Origin of the sequence: Bacillus cereus group sp. MYBK216-1, from assembly GCF_051916495.1 — a bacterium.
Taxonomy (GTDB): domain Bacteria; phylum Bacillota; class Bacilli; order Bacillales; family Bacillaceae_G; genus Bacillus_A; species Bacillus_A thuringiensis_K.
The window spans coordinates 208,039-234,941 of sequence record NZ_JBQAGT010000005.1 but is presented as its reverse complement, the minus strand read 5'-3'; the positions used below and the strand labels follow the sequence as shown (position 1 = coordinate 234,941).

Here is a 26,903-nt window from a genome sequence, read left to right as displayed (position 1 = left end):
TTCTTATCTTACTCATAATAAAAAAGGACATTCTCTTATGAATGTACCTTTTCTTTTTTTACAAGTTCTTTCATATATTCCATTAAATCAACTTTTAATTCTTCATTTTGAAGTGCCATTTCAATCGTCGTCTTAATAAATCCAAACTTCTCCCCAACATCGTAACGTGTACCTTCAAAGTCATAAGCAAATACACGTTGAACTTCATTTAATCGTTGAATTGCATCTGTCAATTGGATTTCTCCACCCGCACCTGTTTGCTGGTTTTCAAGGAACATAAAGATTTCTGGGGTTAATACGTAACGTCCCATAATCGCTAAATTAGATGGTGCTGTTCCTTGTGCTGGCTTCTCCACAAATTGACGTACTTGATAACGACGATTATTTTGTTCAACTGGATCAATAATACCGTAACGATGTGTTTCGTTTTCTGGTACTGTTTGTACACCAATAACGGATGATTGTGTACCTTCATATTGATCCATTAATTGACGTAAACATGGTGTATCAGCTTGTACAATATCATCACCAAGTAATACTGCAAATGGTTCATTTCCAATAAACTTACGTGCACACCATACTGCATGCCCTAGACCTTTTGGTTCTTTTTGTCTTATGTAATGAATATTAATTTTTGAAGAAGCTTGCACTTTTTCTAACATCTCATGCTTCCCTTTTTCTAGTAAGCTTTGCTCTAATTCAAAGGAATGATCAAAATGATCTTCAATGGCACGTTTACCTTTTCCAGTAACAATAATAATATCTTCAATTCCTGATTCTATCGCTTCTTCTACTATGTATTGAATTGTTGGTTTATCAACAATTGGTAACATTTCTTTAGGCATTGCCTTTGTTACCGGTAAAAATCTTGTCCCCAGTCCCGCAGCTGGAATAATTGCTTTTCTTACTTTTTTCAAATCTAGTACCCCCAAACATATTATTATATCCATATGTAACAATAACAAAAACCCTACTTATAGGGTCGTCTTTACAACTCCATAAGTAGAGTTTCTAACATAAATAAATTATGGGCATCTAACCCATCCTCACGTCATACTCCCGACGACAAGCGTCTAAGGTAGGTTCGAAATAAAAATTTCTACCCACAGCACGACCGAGTGCCCCCGTTGATAACGGTTAGGAGACATCACCAATTATTATTTAAAAAATACCGAACAATTTTTTACGTCGAATTTGTTCTGGATCTTCTTTATAAATTGCTTTACCGCTAATTAATAAGTACGGATTCTCTTTTAAATCACTCATAACACTCGTTCCAAATTCTTTCTCAATTAGTTCATAGCTTTCCGCTAAATGAAATCCTCTTGACGTTGTATTATGTGCATCTGAAGCGACCATATGTGTTAAATTATGTTCTAAAAGTTGAAGTGAAAACTTTTTAATTTTTTTACCGAATTTCCCTAATAAACTACCTGCCGTTACTTGCGTTAATGTTCCTTTATTTACAAGGTTATATAACTTATCTGGCCGCTCGATTAACTCGGCATTACGTTCTGGATGAACGATAATTGGAATCATTCCCTTTACACGTAATTCGTATAATAATTGTTCAGCATAACGAGGTACGTGATTTGATGGGAATTCAATGAATATGTATTTATTTGTTTCGTTTAAAGTAACAATTTTACCAGCTTCATAGTCTTCTAATAAATCACCATATAACCTGACTTCTTGTCCCGGTAAAATAGTAAGTGGGATATTATGTTGTTGTAGTTCATCATTTAGTTGTTTTACGTGATGAATAATTGAGGTACGTTCATTTACATATTTGCCATTTTGATGGTGCGGCGTTGCGACAATTGTATGTATTCCTTCTGCTACAGCTTTTTGCGCCATTGCTAAACTATTTGTTACTGTCTGCGCACCGTCATCGATACCAGGTAAAATGTGACAATGTAAATCTATCATTTGTTTCATCCTCCCTCTCTCATATAAAGATCTTTTTTCCCTTGAATATGAGATATCGCTCATATTTAAGGGAAAAAAGGAGATATGTTTTTACCATATCTCACTTTAAAACTAGTTTGCACCGTAATAATAATATAAGCCGTTTTCACGTTCACGGTCGTTTAGAACAACACCTAACAATTTACCTTTTGCAGAATCCAATAATCCTTTTGCTTTTACTGCTGTTTCTTTCTCTGTTGATTCACTACGAACAACAAGAATAGAAGCATCACATATATTTGCCATAATTTGCGCATCGGTTACAGCTAAAATTGGCGGCATATCAAAAATAACTAGATCGTACATACTGTATGCTTGTCCAAGAAGCTCTTTCATTGATCTCGAACCTAACAATTCGGCCGGGTTTGGTGGGATTGGACCACAAGCTAAAAAATGTAGATTATCAACTAATGTTGTTTGCACACATTTTTCTAAACGTTCACTCTGTGTTAGTACGTTCGTGAGTCCAAAAATGTTATCTACTTGGAACATTTGATGCATTGCTGGTTTACGCATATCTGCATCGATTAATAATACCTTTTTTCCTTGTTGAGCAAAAACAACTGCCATATTCGCTGTCGTTGTCGTTTTTCCTTCACTTGGGTTTGCAGATGTGACCATTAATGAATGTAAATTCGTATCAACAGCTGCAAATTCAATATTCGTTCGAATATTACGATATTGTTCTGAAATTGGTGATTTCGGTTGTTGATGAGCAATTAATTGACGGCGTTGACGATGATTTTTTTTCTTTTTAAATAAATTAAGAGCCAATTGTTTGTCCCCTCACTTTTCTTGATGATGGAGCGTGTGATTTCACGTTCATTGTTTCTTCATCCATACGAGCTACAATTCCTAATACTGGTAATCCAAGTAAGTTTTCTACATCTTCTTCTTTTTTCACCGTGTTATCTAAGTATTCTAGTAAGAATGCAAGACCAACTGACGCCATTAAACCAACAATGAAAGCAATTGCTACATTAAGCATAGGTGCTGGTTTAATCGGAGATTGATTTTCAGCTACTTCTGCTTTAGATATTACAGTGACGTTATCAACGTTCATAATTTTTGCAACTTCACCTTTAAATACATCTGCAGTTGCATTCGCAATATCACGAGCTATTTTAGGGTCTTTATCCTCAGCTGTTACAGCAATTACTTGTGACTCCTTTTCATTCGTAACATTAACTTTTTTTGTTAACTCTTGCGCTGTCATATTTAGATTTAATTTTTCATTCACTTGTTCTAAGATTACTGGACTTTTAATAATAACCTTATATGTATTCGTTAATTGAATATTCGTTTGAATTTCACCAGCTTGGAACATTGCCCCTTCTTGCTTCTTCTGATTAACAAGAATTTGCGTCGAAGATTGATAGATTGGTGTCATGAAGAAAAAGCTACTGATAGCACTTACAATAGCTGCACCAAATGCGATTACGAGGATCATTGCTAAACGTTTTTTTAAGATATGAAATAACTCTTTTAGATTAATTGTTTCTTCCATAGGTTCCTCCAACTTTCTAAAATTTACACATAGGAAAAATTATAACATATAAATCTTACATTTTTTATTTTTAATAATTCAGTTCTATATTTGTTCACAGGAAACAAGTTTAATCTTACAAAATAATCTTAAATATGACAACACATTCCAATCATTTCCCCAAAATTTTATCATATCATGCTTTTTACAATGTATAACTTGATAAATAATTTTCAGAAAACAAAAAAGCCAACAAAAATTTGAAGTGAACCCGAATAGTGGTACATGAAAAAAACACCTCCTGAATTCGCATACTTAGTATGCGAATTCAGGAGGTGTTTTTCGTTTGAAGACAAGAGTTCATTACCCAGAAGAAGTAAAGTGGAAAGTGATTGAAATGAAAAAGGATGGATATTCCAATCGGACAATTATGGAGAAGCTTGGAATTAAAAATGTTTCCCAAATTAAGACGTGGATGAAGTGGTATCGTACCGATCAAACGTACCGTTTTCAACAACCTTTAGGAAAACAATATTCTTATGGAAAAGGACCAAAAGAGCTCAGTGAATTAGAACAGCTACGTTTAGAAAATAAACATCTAAAAACAAAATTACTTGTATGGGGAAAGTATCTGGAAATCGAAAGGGACTGAAACCAGAAACTGTAGTTGCTTTATGGGAAAATGTAAAAACAAAAATAACGGTAAAAGAATTGTGTAACGTATTAGAATTACCCCGTTCCACATTTTATCGTTGGTTACAACGAACGGAAGATTTGAAAGATGGTATAGAAGAGAAAGTAAAGGACGTTTACCTTAGGCATAAATTCCGGTATGGATATCGAAGAGTGACCGCTACTCTTCGAAAAATGGGACTGTGTGTCAATCATAAAAAAGTATTACGAATCATGAGACAAAATCACATTCTTTCAAAAGTACGTCGAAAGAAAAAGAAATATATCAATGGTGCGGAGCCAATGGTAGCCCCTCATCGATTGGAGCGCCAATTCGATGCATCCAGACCAAATGAAAAGTGGTTTACGGATGTGACGTATCTCTTATTTGGAGAGCGTACCTTGTATTTATCAACGATTATGGATGCCTTTAATCGTGAAATTATTAGTTGTGTCATCAGCGAATCACAAACACTGACATTAGCGATGAAGACATTAAAACAAGCAATGAGAGGGCGAAAAGTAAAAGATGTCCTTCTTCACTCAGATCAAGGAAGTATTTATACAGCAAAAGAATTTCAAGCGTATGCCAAAGAAAACGGCATGATCACCAGCATGTCCCGGAGAGCAAATTGCCATGATAATGCCGTCATGGAAAGCTTCTTTGGTCATTTAAAAAGTGAAGCTTTCTATTCACAAAAGATAACAAAAGTATCCAACACAACTGTGCGAAAGATTGTGCTAGAATACATTCATTACTACAATTGTGTGCGAATTCAAGAAAAATTAAACCACCTATCCCCTAAAGAATTTAGGGAACAAGTGGTTTAGGTGTTTTGATTGGTGTCCCCATTTCGGGGGGGCACTTCAATTTTGTCGGCTTTTCATATTTTAGTAATAACCATACTGCTCTTTTTCGTCTCTTTTATCGTTTAAAACGACTCCAAGTATTTTTCCTGATGCTTTATCTAATATTTGTTTCGCTTTTACGATTTTATCTTTTTCCGTCTTTTCACTTCGTACAACGAGTACGATTCCATCACATTTATTCGCAAGTATTTGTGCATCCGTAACCGCAAGGACAGGTGGTGTGTCAATTAATATAATATCAAACATGTTATATGCTTTTAGCAACACTTCGTCCATTATCCGGCTCCCTAATAGTTCTGCTGGGTTTGGCGGGATTGGACCTGCTGCCATTAAGTATACGTTCTCTATATCTGTTTTTTGAATGCATTGCACGAGTTTCGCTTGTCCTGATAATAGGTTCGTTAACCCATTTGAACTATGAATAGCAAATAAGCTTTGTATCGTCGGCTTACGCAAGTCAGCTCCAATTAATAAAACTTTCTTTCCTTGTTGTCCGAAAACAACTGCTAAATTTGCGATTGTTGTTGTTTTCCCATCACCTGGATCTGCTGAAGTAACAATAATAGAACGAACATGATTATCTACAGATGTAAACTCAATGTTTGTACGAATGTTACGGTATTGTTCTGTAATACGCGATTTAGGCTCTTTATGTGTAATTAATTGTCGTAATGGTTTTCTTTTCTTTCTCCCGAACATATTCATAATCTCCTTTTGTGAAATGCGACATTTCCCTTTTCTCTCTTATGCTCGATTTCATACGTCTAATTAATATTCTTGCTGAGTTCCCCACATTTCATCATAATCAATAACCTTCTACTTTGTCTTATTTAAGTACCTTAACAATATGACAATGCCCTTATTTCTTTATTACCTTTATCACTTATCCTATTCTCTAGATAAATAATAAAGTAAGTATATGGTAATTACCATCTATTTACAAGATATTTTCTGATTAGTTTGTAAATTATCGTTTCATCGTTATATAGCAGAAATCAAAAAATCTCCTTGTCTTTTCACAAGGAGATTTTTTAATTTCTATTCTTTTTTATCACCAATCGCAAATGTAATTTCTGCCTCACATGCAACTTCACCATCTACTGTTGCGATTGCTTTTCCTTTTCCAATTGGGCCGCGTACGCGTGTCATTTCTACTTCTAGACGAAGCTGATCACCTGGGCGTACTTGTTTTTTGAAACGGCAATTGTCGATACCTGCAAAGAAAGCAAGTCTTCCGCGGTTTTCTTCTTTCTTTAATACTGCAACTGCTCCGACTTGTGCTAATGCTTCTACAATAAGTACACCAGGCATAACTGCATAGTCAGGGAAGTGTCCGTTAAAGAATTCTTCGTTTGCGGATACATTTTTAATCCCAACCGCTCTTTTGCCTTCATCTACTTCTAATATTTTATCAACAAGTAAAAATGGATAGCGGTGAGGAATGATTTCTTTAATTTGTTCTATATTTAGCATGTAACAATCGCCCCTTTTGTAATATTGGTCTTACCACTTGGACATATTGCTATTATCCCATTTTGTTTATTGTTTGTCATTACAAAGTAACATTTTATATTTAGCACAACTTCCTAAAAAAAAATGCACACACTCTATTCCATTAAAATAGTTGCACATTTTTGCAACTGACACGGAGGTAGAAAAGAGTGTATGCCCAAATTAGGGAAAGGCAATATGTATTGAAACATTATTTGCCTTAATGTCGTATTCGACTCATTATATTATAAACGTTTTCAAATAAGGAAATATTAAATTTAACCATATATATGAATATTTTACCTGTTTCCTTCATATTTCTCTATTTTCCTTCCATTTTCGCAAAAAAACAAAATATAAAAATATAAAAACGAAAAAAGAACTAAGGCATTAGCCTTAGTTCTTTCAAATTATCTCAAAGCACGCTTTGGTAATCTGTCGATATTCTCTAACATAATACCTGTACCAACCGCAACGCAGTGCATTGGGTTTTCAGCAATTAATACCGGTACTTTTAGTTCTTCTGCTAGAAGCATGTCAATACCGTGTAGTAAAGCTCCACCGCCTGTTAGAATAACACCGCGGTCGATGATATCTGCAGATAATTCTGGTGGTGTGCGCTCTAATACGCCTTTTGCAGCTTGTACAATAACAGCTGCATTTTCTTTTAATGCTTCTGTAATTTCTTCAGAGCATACTGTAATTGTACGTGGTAAGCCTGTTACCATGTCACGTCCGCGAATTTCAAGCTCTTCGCTACGTGCACCTGGGAATACTGTACCAACTTTAATTTTAATATCTTCTGAAGTACGTTCTCCAATTAATAGCTTATACTTACGTTTAATATAGTTTAAGATCTCCATATCAAACTTATCGCCAGCCATTTTGATAGAGGAAGAGGTAACAATATCACCCATAGATAGTACAGCGATATCTGTTGTACCTCCACCAATATCAACAACCATGTTACCGCTTGGTTGGAAGATTTCCATACCAGCACCAACTGCGGCTACTTTTGGTTCTTCTTCTAAAAATACTGTTTTACCACCTGAGCGTTCAGCAGCTTCACGAATTGCTTTTTGTTCTACTGATGTAATATTTGTTGGACAACAAATTAAAATACGAGGTTTTGAAAAGAAGCTCTTTACGTCCAATTTGTTAATGAAATACTTTAACATTGCTTCTGTAATTTCGAAATCTGCGATTACACCATCTTTAAGCGGACGAATTGCTACAATATTACCAGGCGTACGTCCCACCATACTTCTCGCTTCTTCACCGACTGCTAATACTTTACCACTATTACGATCAATTGCCACAACAGATGGCTCATTTAATACAATACCCTTACCTTTAACATGAATTAATACGTTAGCCGTACCTAGGTCAATTCCGATATCTCGCGCAAACATTCCCGTTTTTTCCTCCTCGATATTCAAAATCAGGTTACACCCGAATTCTTTTCACCTAATTTCTGATTTTATCATAAATTTAACAGAAACGTAATATTCGCAAAAAGAATTCTTCTGAAAAATATTACCGAATGTGAACGGAATGTTTGCTACTGTAACATTATTGACGTACAGGCTTCTCTACATCTTCTTTTCTATACTTTTGTTTTGTTGCTTCTCCCCCTCTTAAATGACGAATAGACTTATGATAATCAAGAATTTCTTTCACTTCATTTGCGAGCTCTGGATTAATTTCTGGTAGACGTTCTGTTAAATCTTTATGGACTGTACTCTTTGATACCCCAAATTCCTTTGCAATGACACGCACTGTCTTTCTTGTCTCCACGATATACTTACCAATCTTGATAGTTCTCTCTTTGATGTAATCGTGCACACCACTCGCCTCCCTAATTTGGATGTGAGAAGGGTGAAATGAGCCTCGCTGCATACGACTAAGAAGTAAGTGTGAGTGCTGTTTGTAAGCGTTAAACATTCTTGGATTTATAATGAAATGATTCACGATTTCTCACCTCAAACACTCTCTTTGCTTTGGTTTATACCATTGTATTGCCCGCACTACTGATATATGCTACATGTTCACTATTTTTGCGGACTAAGTTAAGAAAAATTACATTTTTTTGTGAGAAATACGTTAACAGTGACTATTTTGGCGAAAAAAAATGACACCTTATATATAAGGCATCATTCTTCTCTTTCAAACTCTTCTTCTAATAATTGATGGTGGGGAACCTCTTTCTTACCGGCAATATAATAATATAAAGTGAATAAAACAAACAATAAAATAATAGCAGTCGACAGAACAAATAAAAATGACACAGTATCCCCTCCCTTTTGTAATATATATTCGAGAATCTCGTCATTTTTCCTTGTTATTGCAACTTTTTTCTCGAAATTGAGTATTTTTATATGGAAATAAAAAAATCAGCTCCCCTAGTGGAAACTGATTTTTTCACTTTCTTATTCTTGTGAAGAAGAATCGTTAGATGATTCTGTAGAACCATTTGTTGATTTTTCTTCTTTCTTCGGTTCTTCTTTTTTGTCACTAGTTGAACCGCTTGTTGATTTCTCTTCTTTTTGAGATTTGTCTTCTGTTTTACTTTCTGGTTTCGTGCTCGTTGACTTTTCTTCTTTTTGAGATTTGTCATCAGCTTTTTTACCAGAAGCGTTCGTTGCCTTTGCAGCACCTGCATCAGCTTTAATTTCTGTTACTGATTTATTTAAGTAACGTTCAGGGTTCACAGCCACATTGTCTTTACGTACTTCAAAGTGAACGTGAGAACCTGCCTCTTTATTCATTGCACTTAGACCGGATGTTCCTAATACTTCACCTTGTGCAACTCTTGCACCTTTTTCTACTTTCACACTGCCTAAGCTTTGATAAGATACCGCTACACCATTTCCACTATCAACTGTTACAACATAACCAAGAAGTGAATCTTTTTCAGCTTTCGTTACTGTACCACTTAAAGCAGCAGCAACATTGAATTCTTTTCCATTCTTCGCAGCAATGTCAATTCCTTTGTTTGGGGAATATGTGTTGTTATAAAAGACAAGTGCTTTTTCTTGTTCCGCCTCAGTTGCTGCATCTTCATAGAATTTCTTCTGTACGACTACTTCCGCATTCGCGGCAGCTGGCATTTTCACTACTTCTGAAGATTTCGTTACTGGTACTGCTGGATCTTCCGATTGTGTATACGGTGTTGCTTGATCGTGGTTTGGAGTCTTCTTCGGATTAGCTCCTTGGAACCATAGCGCAACCATTAAGATTACCGCTGCACAAGCAATGTATAGTGCCGGAAACACCCATCTTTTTTGAAATAAATGTACTACCTTTTGCGACTTTTTATTATTTCTTCCTCGCATTCCATCATCACCTCAGCAATCATTTTGAACAATATTCACGTATCCTATACAACGTATAACTAATTACTTTTCGACAAAATCTGTAAAAATATGTATAAGAATTGCAAAATTTCCGAGGAAATGATAGAAAAAAGAAAAAACTAAGCACTTTTGGCTCAGTTTTTAATCTAATTGTTTCTTTTTATATACGATTAAACATACAAAGAGCGATATAATAAGCCAAACTGCAACATTTAATACATGCCCACTAATACTACTAAATCCCGCCCCACCTACTAAACTGTTAAGTGCTTTCACAATATGAGATGTTGGAAGATATCCAATCATCGTCTTAATTACTTTATTTTCAACCATCGGCTCAAACTGTACAGCCAAATACATCGTCATTAATATCGGCATTCCAATTATTGATGTTTGTGGTACAGATGCAGCTAACAATCCAATCATTGTTCCAATCACAATAAATAGAATTGTTCCACATAAGAAAATAAATCCTAGCAATAATAGATTTCCACTGAATTGATCCAAAATAAATAAGTTCACAATACAAATGCCCAATGTCAAACATACTGTTAATATACTTTTTCCAATTAGAACTTCAACCGAAGATGCCGGTGATAGCATTAATACACGTAATGTATGTTTTTCTTTTTCTTCTGCAATTATCATAGATTGAACAAAGCCTGCGACAAATAGGAAGGCCGTTATAGTAGTAATGCCTAACATTTCCTTTCCCACTCCAAATCTGCTAAACAAAAATGAAAGTATAATTGGTAAAAATGCCATTAACAACACTTGTGAATTTGTCTTAAAATCTTGTACTTCTTTTCTAAAAATAGCTGATACACGTCTCATTGAAAATGTCATTATAATCCCCTCCCAGTAACTTCAATAAAGATATCGCCTAAAGTTGGTTCGTGTGAATGAATGGATAGTAATTCTCCTTTGTTCATCCATTCTGAAATACGTTTTGCACCTAATTCATCTTTTTGTACTGTTTCTTTCTTCTTATCCTTTAACACGACTTGTATTTGATCTTTCGCGTATTGTAAGCGAAGGTTCTCCGGTGTATCAAGTGCTACAATCTCTCCGCCACACAGGAAGGCAATGCGGTGACAAAGCGTTTCTGCTTCGTCCATGTTGTGAGTCGTTAAGAAAATCGTCGTTCCTTCTTTATTTAAGTCGTTTAAGATTTTATGAATGTTTTGTACGTTTACTGGATCAAGTGCAGATGTTGGTTCGTCTAAGAAGAGGATATCTGGTTTATGAAGGATTGCTCTCGCTAGTTTGACGCGTTGCTTCATTCCCTTTGATAATTTTTTTACTGGTGTTTTTTTATCATCTAATAGATTCACTTGCGCTAGTACTTCATCGATTCGTTCTTTTTTGCAATCATATAAGTCACAAAATAATAATAAGTTATCATAAATGCTAAGTCTCTCATATAAACCGCTGTTATCTGTTAAAATACCAATTCGTTTGTAATCGATGCTACTTGGTCCTGTAATATCTTTCCCTAATACTCTTACCGTTCCAATGCTATGAAGCAATTGAGAAGTTAAAATTTTTACTGTTGTCGTCTTACCAGATCCACTCGGTCCGAGGAATCCGAATATCTCTCCTCGCTTCACCTCAATATTTACATTTCGAAGTGCCGTTTTTCCATCGAAACTTTTCATTACATCTTTCATTTCAATTGCCAATGTCATTTCTTCATCCCCTTTGTTTTTCTTCTTTATAGATGAAAGTCGCTTTAGCGCTTTTCGTTCGTTTGTTTCGCTTTTCTTGACTCAATCATATGAAAAACAAAGGGTTTACGCAGTAAAATACCGGTAAAAGGAGTATTTTTACCGGTGAATGAATCGCATGTTAAGCTTATTGAAGCACTTTTTATAGCCCAATCACGCCTTTTAATTCATCCATGCGTCCTTTCGAAAGCGGGATTGAACTTTTTCTTTCGTCATCCAAAATTAAACTAAAACTATTACGAGTCCACGTAATCACTTCTCGTACTCTTTGTAAATTCACAAGATAAGAGCGGTGACATCTAAAGAAACCAAAACCTGTTAATCTTGCTTCTAGTTCACTTAATGTTAAGGCACATACGAAATCACCTTCACGAACGTGAATATGCGTTACTCCGTTTTGCGTTTCAATGAAATGGATTTCCATCGGATCAAGTAAAATGATTTTATCGTTCACTTTCGCAGGTATTCTTTCTAATTTCATTTGCGGAATCATTTGAATGACTTTTTCTTCACCGACTTCTTCCACTTCCTCTTGCTCAATTTCTATCTTTTTCACACCATCGTTGTTTAATATGTATACATCCTCTGTTAACGAAAGGGCATCCGATAGAAATGATGACGTAATAAAGATTGCCTTTCCTTGCTCTTTCATTTTCATAATTGCTTTTCGAATAATAACCGTACTCTCTATATCTACATTTTGCTCCGGTTCTTCCAAAATGATTAAATCCGGGTTATGAATCATCATTCGTCCAATATGAAGACGACGCTTCTCTGAAAATGATAGTTTTTCTATTTTAACGTTTAGCTTATCTAGGAGACCAACAGACTGCACAACTTCTTCTATACTTATCTTTGATTCATAAAGCCCTATTAAAAACTTAAAGTATTCTTTCACCTTCAAACGATCATATGCCTCATCTTTCAAAAAACAAAAACCGATGCGGGAATAATTTTTCTTTCCAATCACTTCTCCTTCAAACAGTACATTGCCAGTCGAAGCTTCTTCTTCACCAATAATAATGCGGTGTAACACTTTAGCTGTATGATTATTGCATTGCAAAACAATACATTGTCCTTTCTCAACCTTTAGCTCAATTGCCGGTAACTGGTTCGTCTTCCCTAATTGTTTCAACTCTAGTAACGCCATTTCATTTCCCCCAAATGCCTTTTTATCCTATTATATCAAACAGTTAATGGAAAATTATGATATTTTAAACAGAAAAAATAGATGCCAGAGTTCTGACACCTATTTCTTCACCATCAATTTTCCTTCATAATCATTCATCGTCTTTATTTCAACGCCTTTATAGTAATGAGCGACGATATCTGTATATTTCTTTCCTTCCGCTGCCATGCCGTTCGCCCCGTATTGACTCATACCAACGCCGTGACCGAAGCCTTTCGTCGTAACGATGATTTTATCTCCCTGTTGTTTCCACGTGAAATCAGACGAACGTAAATCTAACTTTTCACGAACTTCTTTTCCTGTTAATGTTTTCCCTTGAAAAGCTACATCCTTTACGCGCTTTCCTTCCGTAAGGTCTTTAATATTTCCAATCTTCCCGTCTGCTAGCACTTTCACACCGAGACGTTTTTGAAAATCAGCTACTGTAAATGTTTGCTCGCTCGTAAACTTTGGAGAGGCTTGATCCCACGGACTATCTACACTTTTCAAGTACGGATAATCATTTCCCCAATAGTCAGCTGCATTTTCTGTTCGACCATTACTCGTTGAAAAGAAGGATGCTGAAATTGGTTTTCCATCATACGTTAAAACTTGTCCTGCTGTTTTCGAAACGGCTTCTTCGATTTTCTTCAAATTATTTTCGTAGTTATTGCCCCATTGCTTCTTCAATTCATCTTTGCTTTTGTACACTTGATCTTTCACCGTATCTGTCACGTCCGCATTATTTTTCTTCCCTCCGCTTAGCATACGTTGTACTACAAATGTTCTTGCTGCTAATGCCTGTGCCTTTAGTGCCTCTATTTCAAAACTGGCATTCATCTCAGAAGCTACTACACCTGTCACATACTCCTCCATAGGTAATGATTCTACCTTCTTTTGTTTCTCACGATATACAGCAACTTGAACAGCTGTATCTACTTTTCCTGGAGCTGGTATACTTTCTATCGCTGGAGGAGTTTTAGAGGCCGTTTCTTCCCCTACTTTTGCTTTCGCAAATGGAATAACAAGGGCTGCAGGTACAATAATAACGAGCGCTATTAAGAGCGCTACTGTAATAAAAAGTGGCTTTGAAAATTTCATCCTATTTTCCCCCAATATAAAAGCTTTACTCCATTCATTCTTATGGAACAACTCTTTCTTTTAGAACATACTTAAGGGGAAGAGTATAAAACAGAAATTTTCTAAATATTTTTACTGGTACTTGCATAAGTACAGAATTTATTGACTATAACAGTAATAACCCAAAAAAATAGCCCCTATGTCAAAAGACATAGAGACTATTTCAATTAAGCGTGAAGATCAGAAACTTCTTGTTCTTTCACTTCTTCTACTTTTTCGTTTACACGTTCAATAGTTGCACCTAATGCAGCTAATTTCTTATGGAAGTTTACATAGCCACGGTCAAGATGTTTTAACTCAGTTACACGAGTATAACCTTCTGATACTAAACCAGCTAAGATTAATGCAGCTGCAGCACGTAAATCAGTTGCTGCTACTTCAGCACCTTGTAAGCTGTTTGGACCGTTCATAATAACAGAACGACCTTCAATTTTAATATCAGCATTCATACGACGGAATTCTTCAACGTGCATAAAGCGGTTTTCGAATACCGTTTCTGTAATCATGCTTGTTCCATCAGCTTGTAGTAATAATGCCATCATTTGTGATTGCATGTCTGTTGGGAAACCTGGGTGAGGCATAGTTTTAATATCAACCGCTTTTAACTTATCTGGGCCGATAACACGTACACCTTCGTTTTCCTCAATAATTTTAACACCCATTTCTTCCATTTTCGCTGTAATTGAGCGTAAATGTTCAGGTACAGCATTTTCAATTAAGATGTCTCCACCAGTAATTGCTGCTGCAACCATGAATGTTCCCGCTTCAATACGGTCAGGAATAATAGAGTGGTTTGCACCATATAATTTATCAACGCCTTCGATACGAATCGTTCCAGTTCCAGCTCCGCGTACTTTCGCTCCCATCGCATTTAAGAAGTTAGCTAAGTCAACGATTTCTGGTTCTTTCGCTGCGTTTTCAAGAATTGTTGTCCCTTTTGCTAATGTAGCTGCAGACATAATGTTTTCTGTCGCGCCTACGCTTGGGAAGTCTAAGTAGATTTTAGCTCCTTTTAGTTCTCCCTCAACATATGCCTCAACAAAACCGTTACCAACCTGTACTTTTGCTCCCATTGCTTCGAAGCCTTTTAAATGTTGGTCAATTGGACGTGAACCAATTGCACATCCACCAGGAAGTGCAATACGAGCACGACCGTTACGTGCTAATAATGGTCCCATTACTTGAACAGATGCACGCATTTTACGTACATATTCAAATGGTGCTTCAATGTTTAGTTCTTTAGAAGAATCGATTGTTACTTGATTATTTTCAAATACGACTTCAGCATTTAAATGACGTAATACCTCATTAATTGTGTATACATCAGACAAAACTGGTACTTCAGATAGTACATTCTTTCCATCACTCGCTAATAGGGCTGCAGCGATTATAGGTAATACAGCATTTTTTGCGCCCTCAACACGCACTGTGCCGTTTAACCGCTTTCCGCCACGGACGATGATCTTTTCCAAATTATTCCCCTCCGTGTCCTTTTTTCAGTATCTATTCACTCAATACTCAGAAGTTATGATCGGTGTGCCAACCACAATTGTATCTTTGTTGTCTGTAGAACGTATTGCTATTTGCACATTTATTTTCTCTCTATTTGTTGAAAGAGCGTCATCCCACTTTTTATTGTATGCGGAGACTGACACAAATGCTCTTTCTTCTACTTGTTCGATCGCTCTTGCTGAAAGATCTTTCAAAACCTGATTGGTTTTATTTTGCAAAACACCTTCAATCTTATCATTCAGTACACCTTGAACACAAGTGTAAATTATAGGTTTTTCACTAAAAATTTTATTCATGTTTTGAACATACTTCGGGTCCCATTTCGCCCCACTCACTTCAAAGATAATGAAAGTGTTTTCTTTAGTATTTTCTTTACTCCAAGTTACTACTACTCGTTCTTCATGAGAAGCAAACTTTTTATAGGATGTAGCTTTATATCCATCTGGAGATTGCTCTAACTCCCACTTTTGAATATTTGCCTTTTCCTTCACATCGTTTAACAACTTTTGAAACGTATGTATGTTAGAAATTGTTTTTGTTTCTCTCGCTAACCATGACCATTTTTCTACTTTAGCATCATTTTTCTCTAAAGCGTTGATCATGCTCTCCATTTTCTGTTCATCACTTATCGGTTTCATCTCTCTATATCCAACCAAAAATAAAACAACACTAAGTGCAACAATAAGAATGGCTTTAAGCTTCAATTTCATCCCCTCCTATCCCCATTGTTAACGGAGATTTGAGGTTCTATACACTTACTTTACTAAATACGTTAAACTCTTCGAATAGCCTAAATAATCAAGGAAAAAGTTACTTACAGATGTCCCAATTGCAATTGTAATTAAGATGAGTAATACTCGCGTCTGCAGCACTTTTCCGGACTTCATTAAACGCTCAATGTGAATGCCTTGTAAGGCCCACCACGTAATGGTAATAAACAATAAATGCGAAACAATGGCAATCAGTGCTTGTTGCCCTAAAAGTTGTGCCAAAAAATCGACCCCTCTTTACTCAGCTACTACTTATGAAAGAATATAAAAACGATACCATAATAAGTAGGAGCTACACTTTTTCAAATGCACATAGACATCTTACATTTTACATCGTGATTTTCTTTCCAAAAACGTATATCTACATTACAAGTTAACACAAAATAAAAAGCGCAGAGTACTGACTCCACACCTTTTATTTTCACTATTGTACCACGTTCCCTAAGAAGAAGAAATCTTTCATTAATGGAAAATATTCATAAAAGAAATTGTACCCAATCATCGGCATAATCCCTAGTATTACAATCGAAATTGCACAAAGACTCATAACAACCTTTATATTTAACGGTAACCGTATCCTCTCTTCTGTCTCTCCTGTGCGGAAAAACATTTGTTGTAAAATACGGAAATAATATACGAATGAAACAACTGTCGTACCCATCATAATCGAAGCTAGTACGTAATGTGCTGGCTCTACATGAAGTGCACCTAAAAAGATGTTAATCTTTCCAATGAATCCAGCCGTTCCTGGTATCCCAGCCAGCGATAAAATAAAGATTGTCATCATTATCGCTGTAAATGGCGACCTTTTATATAAACCTGTGAAAATCGTTATATTTTCCTCATCATTTTGTAAGATTAAGCCGTGGATGATAGCAAATGCCCCTATATTCATAAGCATGTATGCCAGCATATAAAACCACATGCTATCCATCGTAAATGGTGATAATGCCACAAGTGGAACGAGTAAATATCCTGCATGAGCAATGCCCGAATAAGCAAATAAACGCTTTATATTGTATTGTTTTAACGCGACTACATTCCCAACAATCATCGTAATACTTGCTAGCACCGCAATATATATACTCATATGTCCATATAAAGATTGCATATCTCCTTGTATTAATACACTTGCAAACACCATAAGGAACAAACGAATAATGAGTAGGAACCCGGCAATTTTAGAAATCGTTCCAAGAAAAGCAGTAACAGGTGTAGCCGCTCCTTCATACACATCAGGTGCCCACATATGAAACGGCACTGTGGCAATTTTAAATGAGAGACCAACTAGCAATAAAAGAAATGCGAGAACTAGCAATAACTGAATACCACTAGCAAGCTCCCCAGTGAGTACCTTTTGCATATCTACAATGTTAGTTGAACCTGTAATACCGTATAAATAACTCATTCCGAAGAGCGTGATCGCTGTTCCAATCCCTCCGCTAATGACATATTTCATTGCCGCTTCATTTGATGCACGGCTTTTTTTTCGTATTCCTACTAAAATATAGGAAGAAAGTGAAAGTAACTCCAAACCAACGAAAAGGGTAATAAAATCAACACTAGAAGCCATGAACATCGCGCCAAGAAGTGCCATTAAAAATAAGTAATAATATTCACCCTTATCTTCAATTGGATTCTTCTTATCATCGCTCATTGCGGTGCATAAAATGAGAGCTGAGGCACCTAATAGCAACGTTTTAAACCCTTTTGAAAATCCATCTAACACAAACGATCCATTTAAAATATCTCCCGCTGGTTCGCTATATAGAGTAATTAATGACACGATTGCTAATACGATGGCAGCAATCGCACCAAGAGCTACATATCTATGGTTCAGCTTAAAAAACAAATCACATATGGAAAGAAGGATGGCGGCGCCGAGAATAATAAATTCTGGCACCATTAGATGCCACGATAAGCTAAGTAACGTATTCATATCCATCCTACTTCACCCCCAATGTTTTCAATGTATTTTGAAGCGGATCCCCTAGTATTTCTGGCATAACTCCAATTGCAATAATACAAAAGATAAGTAGTAAAACAGGGACGTACTCCCATCCGTGTATATCAGATTTTGCTTCCCACTCTTTGTTTCCAAATGTCACTTGAAGTGTCGCCCTTAATACATATACAGCGGTTAAAATGATGCCAATCACACCGACTGCAGCAATGACGGGCTCTCCTTGAAATAAACCAAGAAAGGCAAGAAATTCACTAACAAACCCAGACATCCCTGGTAATCCAAGCGAGGCCATTCCTCCTGCTAAAAAGAATCCGCTAAGTATCGGTACACTTTTCGCAAGTCCGCCTAGCACCGTAATATCCGAAGTTCCAAACCGTTGTTCTATAACACCGAGTAGGAAGAAAAGCAAGGCTGCAATTAAACCATGTGATACAACTTGGAATAGTGCTCCTTGTGTACCAGGTGCATTAAGTGAAGCAAGTCCCATTAACACAATTCCCATATGCGAAATACTAGAGTAAGCCAGTACTTTCCTAAAGTCCGTTTGGATGAGCGCTAAAAAGGCACCGTATAATAAATTGATTACGCCTAATATAGCAATTAGCGTTGCAATATCGTGAAAATATTCCGGGAATAGCCCTTTCCCGAAGCGAATAATACCGTACGCTCCAATCTTCAGCAAAACACCCGCATGAAGCATAACTACAGCTGGATGCGCTTCTATGTGTACATTGACCATCCAGCGGTGCAACGGAAAAACAGGTAGTTTAATTGCAAAGGCAATCATTATGGCAATAAATACACTAAGCTGCAAACTACTTGGGATGACGAGTGCTCCCTCTGCGTTTACGCTTCTTAATATCTCTTTCAGCTCCACAATATTTGTTGTACCTGTTTTCGCGAACAAAATTGAGAAAACAATGAGCAAAATAGCTGAGCCAATACCGTTATATATTAAATAACTATACGCAGCCTTTTCACTCGACAATTTTCCCCACTTTCCAATTAATAAGAACATTGGTGGCAACGTAATTTCAAAAAAGATAAAAAACAACATTAAATTTTGAGCAGCAAAGACACCGAGCATTCCTATTTCTAGCATGAGTAACAACATATAAAATGCTTTTAAATTTCTTTTAATAGAAAAGGCTGCAATTGCTGCAAGCATCGCTAGAAGAGCCGTCAGTACCATCATGACAAGTGACAAACCATCAATACCGAGCTCGTAATAAATAGAAAACCACCTTTTATCCACCGCTGTTAAATCTCCGAACTTAATCCATTTCACCTTTTCATCAAATAGTGACAAATTCTTTCCAGAAGCATATGTACAAGCGAGGACTATAGCGATTCCAAATGGAAGTGCCGTCCCAAATAAGCCAAGCGCTCGCACTGTACGCAATTCCTTTTTCGGTGTTAATACAAGCAATAAAATTCCTAAAAGCGGGGAAAAAATGAAGAACGTTAACAACAAATCATTCATCGTAAATCCCCTCCCGTATAGAGCAAAATAATGACGAGTACAGCGAGCGAAACCGCCGTTACAGTACCGTACACTTGTACATTCCCGTTTTGAAGTTTCGAGCCAAGATTACTTGTGCCTTTAACTACACTTCCAATTAAAACTGCAATTCCTTCGACTACATACACTTCAAATAAGCGAAGCACATGAGTGATTCCTTTCGTAATAGAGATCACCGTCATGTTGTATAGTTCATCGACATAATATTTTTCTTTCAAAAGATTATAAAGCGATGTTTCCGTACCCCCAGCCCAATCTCTAGAAATTGATTTCTTGCCATATATGAAATATGCAAGAGCGATTCCCGCAAATGAAACGAGTGTCGCAACAATCATAATCCAAACTGGTCCATGCGCTTCTTCAACCTTAAACCCTACATCTTTCGTCAACCAATCTCCGAGAAACGTCCCAAACCAAGGTGTATTCATATATCCTGCCACTACCGCAAGAACGCCGAGAACAAGCATTGGATACGTCATAACGCGAGGCGATTCATGCACTTCTTCCTTCGTCTTCGCTTCTCCGGTAAAGACAAGAAAGTATAGACGGAACATATAAAACGCTGTTAAAAACGCTGCAATTACTGCTAAAGTAAATAAAACGTAATTGCCATTCATCCAAGTCGCCGCTAAAATTTCATCTTTGCTGAAAAAACCGGAAAGCAGCGGAACACCGCTAATGGCGAGGGTACCTATTAAAAATAGCATACCAGTTACTTTCATCTTCTTCTGTAAACCGCCCATTTTATTAATGTTTTGCGTATGCACAGCATGAATTACACTTCCTGCTGCCAAAAATAGTAGTGCTTTAAAAAAAGCGTGTGTCGTTAAATGGAATATACCAGCTACATAGCCGGCAGAACCTAACGCAAGCATCATATAACCGAGCTGGCTAACTGTCGAATAAGCAAGCACCCTCTTTATATCTGTTTGCACAAGACCGATAGAGGCCGCAAAGATTGCAGTGAAAGCTCCAACGATTGCCACGGTCTGCATCGCCACTGTACTTGCTGAAAATAAAGGGAACATCGTTGCTACTAAATATACGCCAGCTGCGACCATCGTCGCTGCGTGAATAAGTGCCGAAACGGGCGTTGGCCCTTCCATTGCATCTGGCAACCATGTATGAAGCGGGAATTGACCTGATTTCCCCATCGCCCCGATAAAAATTAATATCGCTGTTATTGTAATCATGTAAGGAGGTAGATCACCTGTATAAATCGCCCTAAATATTGCGTCATATTCAAAACTACCTGCGTACCAAAAAATTAAAATCATCCCGATAAATAAACCAACATCACCAATACGTGTCATAATAAAAGCCTTTTTTGCAGCAGCCTTCGCTTCTTCTTTAAAGAAATAAAAACCAATAAGTAAAAATGAACCAAGGCCAACTAATTCCCAAAATATATAAAGCTGTAATAAATTCGTTGATATAACAAGCCCTAACATCGCAAATGTAAAGAGTCCTAAATATGCGTAAAAGGTTGGTAATCGTTCATCACCTTTCATATAACCTTTCGAATACACATGTACAAGCAGACTCACAAGCGTAACGATAAATAACATTAAAGCTCCTAATGCAGTCACTTCAAAGCCGAATGATATATCCACATCTCCAGCTCTAAGCCACACCCACCTATGCTTCACGCTTGCTTCTGAAAACCTTTCTATTAACACAAGTACCGCAAGTATGAAGGAGAGAAAGACGAAAAAAATACTAAGTACGCTGCTTCCTTCTCTAATTTTCTTCCCGAATATAATAAGTAACAAAAACGAAACGAGTGGGAAAAGCGGTATGAGCCATGCATAATCGATCATTGTTTCCTTCCCCCTTTTTCGGTCACAATGCTATCCTTTGAGCGTATCCATTTCATCCACCTGAACTGTCGTACGATTACGATATAAAGCAATTAAAATAGCGAGCCCTACCGCCGCTTCCGCTGCCGCTACAGCCATCGTAAACAGTGAGAAAATTTGACCTGTTAAATTCGGAAATAAGCCTAATTTACTAAACGCCACTAAGTTTAAATTGGCAGCATTCAGCATTAATTCGATACAAACTAATACGATTACTGTATTCCGCTTTGTTAAAGCTCCAAATAGACCGATGCAAAACAAAATAATCGCAAGTGTTAAATATGCAGAAGCTGGAACGCTACTCATTGGATTCCTCCTCTTTCTCGTCCTTTTTCGCAAGTATAATCGCGCCAACGAGTGCTACAAGTAAAATAACTGAAGTTAGTTCAAATGGGATAATATATTTTGAATAGAGAAGCGTACCGATTTGAAGTGTGTTGTTTTCATGGAGAGGTAAACTTCCTTGTGTGCTTTCATTTGCAAAATCAACATTATTAACAGCGAAATACATAACTGCTCCAAATGCTACAACTGCAAAGAAGATAATCCATTTTCGAAGAGTAAGACGCGATTCATTTTCCGCGTTATGTTTCGTTAACATAATGCCGAAAATCATAATAATTGTGATTGCACCAGAGTAAAGTAAAATTTGTGCAACGCCTATAAATTCGGCTGATAAAAGAAAATACAAACCTGCAATGCTGAGGAATGTTAGAACGAGAGCTAGCATCATGTGCATAACTTTCGTTAAGTTCAACATAAGAACACCGCCGATAATTGCAGACAAGGATAGTATAAAGAATGCTACAAACTCGCCATTCATGCCTTATTCTCCTTCCTGACGTTTTCGTCGTTTTCGTCAAGCCACTGCAAATTTTTAAATAAATCATCACGTGAATATTCCGCGAGTTCAAAGTTATTTGTCATGACAATTGCCTCTGTCGGACAAACTTCTGTACATAAGTCACAAAGAATACAAATTTCAAAATTAATATCGTACGTGTCGATAATTTTCCCTTTTTTCGTAGGATCCGGGTGTTTCTTTCCTGTTAACTGAATACAGTCTGTCGGACAAATGTTAGAGCATTGATTACAAACAATACATTTCTCCGGATAAAATTTTTGAATCCCCCGAAAACGGTCTGGCAACGGCAACGGTTGATTTGGATAATCATACGTTACCTTCTTCTTACTCAAATTACTTAATGTATATTTTAACCCTTTAAATAGTCCTTTCATCTCTTACTGGCACCCCCCTCATAGATTAGAAGAATAACTCCTTAATCAATGCCGTTAAGAAAATATTTGCAAGTGCAATCGGCAATAATACTTTCCATCCAAATTCCATTAACTGGTCACCTCTTATACGCGGAAACGTAACGCGGAACCAAATTAATAGAAAGACTACACTGCTAAATTTCAAAGCAAACCATACGGCACCTGGGATAAATCCAAGAAACATGACTGGATTCCATCCTCCTAAAAAGAGCACTGTAATTAACGATGCCATCCCGAAGAAATATACGTACTCTGAAAGCATGAAAAACGCCCAGCGAAACCCTGAGTATTCCGTATGATATCCAGAAACAAGTTCTGACTCCGCTTCTGGCAAATCGAACGGCGTCCTATTTAACTCTGCAACTGCTGCGATTAAGAAAACGACGAAGCCAATTGGCTGTACGAAAATGTACCAAACCTTCTCCTGCGCCGCTACAATCTCATTTAAATTCAGGCTACCAGCTAACAAAACGATACCAATTACACTCATTACGAGCGGAATCTCATAAGAAATCATTTGCGCCGCCGCACGCATCCCTCCTAAAAGGGAATATTTATTATTCGATGCCCATCCCCCAGTTACAACACCTATCGTCGTAATACCGGAAACAGCAATATAATAAAGTAACCCGACTCCAATATCTGCAAATTGAAATTTATCAGTGAACGGGATAACTGCAAGCACCATAAATGCTGGTGCAAATGCAATGACAGGCGCTAATATAAACAGCGGTTTATCTGCTGCTTTCGGAATACTATCTTCTTTCAATAATAGTTTTAAAACATCAGCTACCGTTTGCAGTAAACCGAATCGGCCTCCAACCTGGTTTGGTCCAATCCGCCCTTGCATAAACCCCATCACTTTCCGTTCTGCCAAAATTCCATATGTAACGAAGCCAAGGACTGCAAATAGTAGAAGTACCGCTAATCCGAAAAAAATGAAGAAATTCGTCCAGCTTGAAGGTGATTGTAAGAGCGTCTCAATCATTAGCCATCAACCTCCCCAAGTACAATATCAACTCCACCTAAAATCGTAATTAAATTAGCGATGTTTTCACCTTTTAATAACTTCGGTAAAATTTGCAAGTTATAAAAAGATGGCCTACGAAACTTCAAACGGTACGGCTCTTTCTTTCCGTCACTAGCGATATAACAACCAATCTCTCCGCGCGGTGATTCGATACGTACAAACGCTTCTCCCTTAGGTGCCTTAATAATTTTCGGTACTTTTGCCAGCACAGCTCCATCTTTCGGGAACTGCTGAACCGCTTGCTCAACAATCTTTAAAGACTCCTCGATTTCTTGCATTCGGCAAACGTAGCGATCCCAAGCATCTCCCACGCTTCCAACAGGAATATCAAAATCAAAACGATCATAAATCGAATACGGCTCATCTTTGCGGAGATCCCAGTTTACTCCAGTGCACCGCAAATTTGCTCCGCTTAAAGAATACGAAATCGCTTCTTCCGCGCTATATATACCAACGCCTTTCACACGATTTAAGAAAATCTCATTACCGCTAACAAGATCATGATAACCTGCCAGTTGCTCTCTCATATACGGAACAAACTCTTCCACCTTTTCAATCCAACCATCTGGCGCATCCCACTTCACACCACCAACTCTCATATAGTTAAAAGTAAGCCGTGCCCCGCATAATTCATTTAATAAATTTATAATCATCTCTCGTTCACGAAACGCGTACAGAAACGGGCTGACCGCTCCTATATCAAGAAGATTCGTCCCCCACCAAACGAGATGGCTCGCAATTCTTCCTAGCTCCATCGCAAGTACTCGCAAGTATTCGGCACGCTCCGGAATTTCAAGCCCCATCATCGTCTCTACAGCATGGCAAATGACGTAATTATTCGTCATGGCTGATAAATAGTCCATTCGATCTGTATAAGGGATAATTTGCGTATACTGTAAGCTCTCAGCAATCTTTTCCGTCCCGCGATGCAAATACCCAATAACCGGTGTAGCTTCTTTAATAATTTCCCCGTCAATCTTAATTACGAGCCTGAACACACCATGTGTACTCGGATGCTGAGGTCCTACATTCAAAAGCATCTCTTCCGTGCGGATCATAGCTACACCTCCACATCATACGGTTCATAGTCTTTTCTAAGCGGATATCCTACCCAATCATCTGGCATTAAAATACGCGTTAAATTCGGATGCCCTTTAAATACAATACCGAGCAAATCGTACGCTTCTCTCTCCGGCCAGTCAGCCCCTTTCCAAAGCGCTGTCACAGATTCGACTTGCGGCGCTTCCCGGTCTAGCTTTACCTTCACCGCTACCGATTGTTTCTTACCATATGAAAACAAATGAACATACACTTCCATATGTGTCACAAAATCCGTCGCATGTAGCTCTGACATATAATCAAAAGCAAGTCCCTCATGGAATCGCAGTAACTCCATCACTTCATAATATTTTTCGGGATCCACCACAAGAGTTGGCACATCCTTTGACAGTTTATTAATATAGGAATCTACTAATGCACCCTCTCCTAACTTCTCCCTAATAGCCTCAACATACTGATTTAAATACGGCTGATTTACGGACAGTTCTTCCTGCTTCGGCTCATCCTCTTTCTTACCTTCAGCCCCCTTTGTCTTCGCTCTTGCAGCCGCTGCTGCTTTCGCTTTTGCCGCTGCAATTGCCTTTGCCTTTTCATCTCCCGAATCCCCATCACCTTGCGAGGCTTTCTGCTTCGCCAATGCTGCCGCTTTTGCCTTGGCCGCTGCCGCTGCCTTCGCCTTCGCTTTTTCTTCTTCCGTTACTTCCTCGGTTCCTTCTCTTTTCTGCTTCGCTAACACCGCCGCTTTTGCCTTGGCCGCTGCCGCTGCCTTCGCCTTCGCTTTTTCTTCTTCCGTTACTTCTTCTGTTCCTTCTCTTTTCTGCTTCGCTAACGCTGCCGCTTTTGCTTTGGCAGCTGCTGCACGTCGTTTTGTTTCTTCTATAGTAATATCATTATTTTTTGGTAGCGCTTTCTCTTTTTCTTGACCTTCTTCCTCAAGCTTACTTATTTCCGCCTCGTGTTTCGCTACAAGGCGTTTTCTCGCCTCTTCTTTTGCACGCCTAGCTGCTTCTTTTTTCAACTCCTCTAAATCTTTATTTGGATTACTCATTTATTCGTCACCTGCTTCCCGGTCTTTGCTTCGTAACGAATTTTTTCTTTTAATTTATTAATTCCATAAATTAAAGCAGCTGGATTTGGGGGACAACCAGGAATATACACATCAACTGGTACAATTTGGTCTACACCTTTTACAACAGCATATGAATTTACATACGGACCACCTGCTGTCGCACAAGATCCCATCGCAATAACCCATTTCGGTTCGGGCATTTGATCATATAAGCGCCGAACAATAGGAGCCATCTTCTTCGTTACCGTTCCCGATACAATCATGACGTCCGATTGCCTTGGTGAAGTCCGAAAAAATGACCCAAATCGATCTAAATCATAATGTGATGAGCCTACTCCCATCATTTCAATTGCACAGCACGCCAGTCCGAATGTCATCGGCCATAAAGAATTGCTCCTCGCCCATCCTTTCAACTGTTCCAATGTAGAAAAAAAGATATTTCGTTCTAATTCTGCTCGTTCATTTGGATGTAATTCCTCAAAATTTATAACCATTGTAACACCTTCTTTTTCCAAGCATACGCTAATCCAACTAGCAACATTACAACAAAGATGAGCATTTCAATTAATGCAAATAAACCTAGCTTGTCATACGCAACAGCCCAAGGATATAAAAATAAAGTTTCTACATCAAAGATCACAAACAATAAAGCGAAAATATAATAACGAGCATGAAACCGAATGTTTGCATCATGAAAAGGCTCAATTCCACTCTCATACGTCGTCGCCTTTGCTGCACTTGGTTTATTTGGGCGCAGCATCCTGCCTAATGTAAGAGCCACTACCGGCAGCAATATACCTAATAGCAAGAAAATCAAAACGATCATATAACTATTTTCATATACACTTGCCATTGTGAAACCCTCCCCCCTAAATTAAGAACAAGTTCACATAGTAAACAATATGTCCTAGTTGCAGTAATTATTATTTTTAAATTTTTCTAAATAATGCAACTATTCTA

General features: G+C 37.5%; 29 protein-coding genes. 1 reads left to right on the top strand and 28 read right to left on the bottom strand.

Features of this window, described 5'->3' with window-relative positions; all coding sequences use genetic code 11:
* Positions 1-35: 35 nt before the first annotated feature.
* From bpsC to ACTFRH_RS19400, 4 genes are all read right to left on the bottom strand, one after another.
* Entirely contained in the window at positions 36-917 is an 882-nt protein-coding gene (bpsC, locus tag ACTFRH_RS19415) for a UTP--glucose-1-phosphate uridylyltransferase BpsC (RefSeq protein ID WP_202822382.1), read from the bottom strand.
* Between the two features lie 244 nt (positions 918-1,161).
* Positions 1,162-1,929 carry a tyrosine-protein phosphatase gene (locus tag ACTFRH_RS19410; RefSeq protein ID WP_202822383.1) on the bottom strand — a complete coding sequence of 256 codons (768 nt, stop codon included), beginning with the start codon at positions 1,927-1,929 and terminating at the stop codon, positions 1,162-1,164.
* 111 nt (positions 1,930-2,040) lie between these two features.
* Complete coding sequence (locus tag ACTFRH_RS19405) at positions 2,041-2,742, bottom strand: CpsD/CapB family tyrosine-protein kinase (protein WP_043935869.1); 702 nt, start codon at positions 2,740-2,742, stop codon at positions 2,041-2,043.
* Entirely contained in the window at positions 2,732-3,475 is a 744-nt protein-coding gene (locus ACTFRH_RS19400) for a YveK family protein (protein ID WP_202822384.1), read from the bottom strand. Before ACTFRH_RS19400 ends, ACTFRH_RS19405 begins: the two co-directional genes overlap by 11 nt.
* 325 nt (positions 3,476-3,800) lie before the next feature.
* Here ACTFRH_RS19400 and ACTFRH_RS19395 point away from each other — a divergent pair.
* A protein-coding gene (locus ACTFRH_RS19395) for an IS3 family transposase (RefSeq protein ID WP_202822385.1) occupies positions 3,801-4,957 on the top strand; the annotation gives its coding sequence in 2 pieces (ribosomal slippage) (positions 3,801-4,053 and positions 4,053-4,957; 1,158 coding nt in all).
* Between the two features lie 60 nt (positions 4,958-5,017).
* Here ACTFRH_RS19395 and ACTFRH_RS19390 read toward each other — a convergent pair.
* The 24 genes from ACTFRH_RS19390 to nuoA form a co-directional block, all read right to left on the bottom strand.
* Positions 5,018-5,695, bottom strand: coding sequence for a CpsD/CapB family tyrosine-protein kinase (locus ACTFRH_RS19390; RefSeq protein ID WP_440048781.1), 678 nt, complete (start codon positions 5,693-5,695; stop codon positions 5,018-5,020).
* Between the two features lie 339 nt (positions 5,696-6,034).
* Positions 6,035-6,469, bottom strand: coding sequence for a 3-hydroxyacyl-ACP dehydratase FabZ (gene fabZ / locus ACTFRH_RS19385; RefSeq protein WP_000931959.1), 435 nt, complete (start codon positions 6,467-6,469; stop codon positions 6,035-6,037).
* 428 nt (positions 6,470-6,897) lie between these two features.
* Positions 6,898-7,899, bottom strand: a complete 1,002-nt coding sequence (locus tag ACTFRH_RS19380; RefSeq protein WP_000457978.1) for a rod shape-determining protein — start codon at positions 7,897-7,899, stop codon at positions 6,898-6,900.
* Positions 7,900-8,059: 160 nt separating this feature from the next.
* Entirely contained in the window at positions 8,060-8,332 is a 273-nt protein-coding gene (spoIIID, locus tag ACTFRH_RS19375) for a sporulation transcriptional regulator SpoIIID (RefSeq protein WP_000544012.1), read from the bottom strand.
* Between the two features lie 308 nt (positions 8,333-8,640).
* Positions 8,641-8,775 (bottom strand): hypothetical protein, encoded by a 135-nt coding sequence (locus ACTFRH_RS19370; RefSeq protein WP_000008901.1) that lies wholly within the window; start codon positions 8,773-8,775, stop codon positions 8,641-8,643.
* Positions 8,776-8,916: 141 nt separating this feature from the next.
* Complete coding sequence (locus tag ACTFRH_RS19365) at positions 8,917-9,822, bottom strand: M23 family metallopeptidase (RefSeq protein WP_001214926.1); 906 nt, start codon at positions 9,820-9,822, stop codon at positions 8,917-8,919.
* A 162-nt stretch (positions 9,823-9,984) separates the two neighbouring features.
* Positions 9,985-10,689 (bottom strand): ABC transporter permease, encoded by a 705-nt coding sequence (locus ACTFRH_RS19360; protein ID WP_202822387.1) that lies wholly within the window; start codon positions 10,687-10,689, stop codon positions 9,985-9,987.
* Complete coding sequence (locus ACTFRH_RS19355; protein WP_000170830.1) at positions 10,689-11,531, bottom strand: ABC transporter ATP-binding protein; 843 nt, start codon at positions 11,529-11,531, stop codon at positions 10,689-10,691. Before ACTFRH_RS19355 ends, ACTFRH_RS19360 begins: the two co-directional genes overlap by 1 nt.
* Positions 11,532-11,712: 181 nt before the next feature.
* A complete protein-coding gene (locus ACTFRH_RS19350) occupies positions 11,713-12,720 on the bottom strand; it encodes a LytTR family transcriptional regulator DNA-binding domain-containing protein (protein WP_001185928.1) in 1,008 nt (335 codons plus the stop codon).
* Positions 12,721-12,819: 99 nt separating this feature from the next.
* Positions 12,820-13,839, bottom strand: a complete 1,020-nt coding sequence (gene spoIID, locus ACTFRH_RS19345) for a stage II sporulation protein D (RefSeq protein WP_000672650.1) — start codon at positions 13,837-13,839, stop codon at positions 12,820-12,822.
* Between the two features lie 206 nt (positions 13,840-14,045).
* Positions 14,046-15,350 (bottom strand): UDP-N-acetylglucosamine 1-carboxyvinyltransferase, encoded by a 1,305-nt coding sequence (murA, locus tag ACTFRH_RS19340; RefSeq protein WP_000411274.1) that lies wholly within the window; start codon positions 15,348-15,350, stop codon positions 14,046-14,048.
* Positions 15,351-15,389: 39 nt separating this feature from the next.
* Positions 15,390-16,094 (bottom strand): YwmB family TATA-box binding protein, encoded by a 705-nt coding sequence (locus tag ACTFRH_RS19335; protein ID WP_000767918.1) that lies wholly within the window; start codon positions 16,092-16,094, stop codon positions 15,390-15,392.
* A 51-nt stretch (positions 16,095-16,145) separates the two neighbouring features.
* The gene (locus ACTFRH_RS19330) at positions 16,146-16,382 is read right to left on the bottom strand and encodes a DUF1146 family protein (RefSeq protein WP_000057889.1); all 237 of its coding nucleotides are present in this window, start codon (positions 16,380-16,382) and stop codon (positions 16,146-16,148) included.
* A gap of 202 nt (positions 16,383-16,584) precedes the next feature.
* Positions 16,585-18,099, bottom strand: a complete 1,515-nt coding sequence (gene nuoN, locus ACTFRH_RS19325) for an NADH-quinone oxidoreductase subunit NuoN (protein WP_033703606.1) — start codon at positions 18,097-18,099, stop codon at positions 16,585-16,587.
* A gap of 7 nt (positions 18,100-18,106) precedes the next feature.
* Positions 18,107-19,609 (bottom strand): NADH-quinone oxidoreductase subunit M, encoded by a 1,503-nt coding sequence (locus ACTFRH_RS19320; protein ID WP_000998940.1) that lies wholly within the window; start codon positions 19,607-19,609, stop codon positions 18,107-18,109.
* Entirely contained in the window at positions 19,606-21,468 is a 1,863-nt protein-coding gene (nuoL, locus tag ACTFRH_RS19315; RefSeq protein WP_000568238.1) for an NADH-quinone oxidoreductase subunit L, read from the bottom strand. The genes ACTFRH_RS19320 and nuoL overlap by 4 nt, the downstream gene beginning before the upstream one ends.
* 30 nt (positions 21,469-21,498) lie before the next feature.
* Entirely contained in the window at positions 21,499-21,813 is a 315-nt protein-coding gene (gene nuoK / locus ACTFRH_RS19310; protein WP_000100079.1) for an NADH-quinone oxidoreductase subunit NuoK, read from the bottom strand.
* The gene (locus ACTFRH_RS19305) at positions 21,806-22,330 is read right to left on the bottom strand and encodes an NADH-quinone oxidoreductase subunit J (protein WP_001012813.1); all 525 of its coding nucleotides are present in this window, start codon (positions 22,328-22,330) and stop codon (positions 21,806-21,808) included. Before ACTFRH_RS19305 ends, nuoK begins: the two co-directional genes overlap by 8 nt.
* Positions 22,327-22,746 (bottom strand): NADH-quinone oxidoreductase subunit NuoI, encoded by a 420-nt coding sequence (gene nuoI, locus ACTFRH_RS19300; RefSeq protein ID WP_000677191.1) that lies wholly within the window; start codon positions 22,744-22,746, stop codon positions 22,327-22,329. Before nuoI ends, ACTFRH_RS19305 begins: the two co-directional genes overlap by 4 nt.
* 25 nt (positions 22,747-22,771) lie before the next feature.
* The gene (gene nuoH / locus ACTFRH_RS19295; protein WP_000573426.1) at positions 22,772-23,773 is read right to left on the bottom strand and encodes an NADH-quinone oxidoreductase subunit NuoH; all 1,002 of its coding nucleotides are present in this window, start codon (positions 23,771-23,773) and stop codon (positions 22,772-22,774) included.
* Positions 23,773-24,873 carry an NADH-quinone oxidoreductase subunit NuoD gene (gene nuoD, locus ACTFRH_RS19290; protein ID WP_000621434.1) on the bottom strand — a complete coding sequence of 367 codons (1,101 nt, stop codon included), beginning with the start codon at positions 24,871-24,873 and terminating at the stop codon, positions 23,773-23,775. The genes nuoH and nuoD overlap by 1 nt, the downstream gene beginning before the upstream one ends.
* 2 nt (positions 24,874-24,875) lie before the next feature.
* A complete protein-coding gene (locus ACTFRH_RS19285; RefSeq protein ID WP_000070291.1) occupies positions 24,876-25,922 on the bottom strand; it encodes an NADH-quinone oxidoreductase subunit C in 1,047 nt (348 codons plus the stop codon).
* Positions 25,919-26,437, bottom strand: coding sequence for an NADH-quinone oxidoreductase subunit NuoB (nuoB, locus tag ACTFRH_RS19280; protein ID WP_000236331.1), 519 nt, complete (start codon positions 26,435-26,437; stop codon positions 25,919-25,921). Before nuoB ends, ACTFRH_RS19285 begins: the two co-directional genes overlap by 4 nt.
* On the bottom strand, positions 26,428-26,796 hold the full coding sequence (nuoA, locus tag ACTFRH_RS19275) for an NADH-quinone oxidoreductase subunit NuoA (protein ID WP_000179273.1): 369 nt from the start codon (positions 26,794-26,796) through the stop codon (positions 26,428-26,430). The genes nuoB and nuoA overlap by 10 nt, the downstream gene beginning before the upstream one ends.
* Positions 26,797-26,903 lie beyond the last annotated feature (107 nt).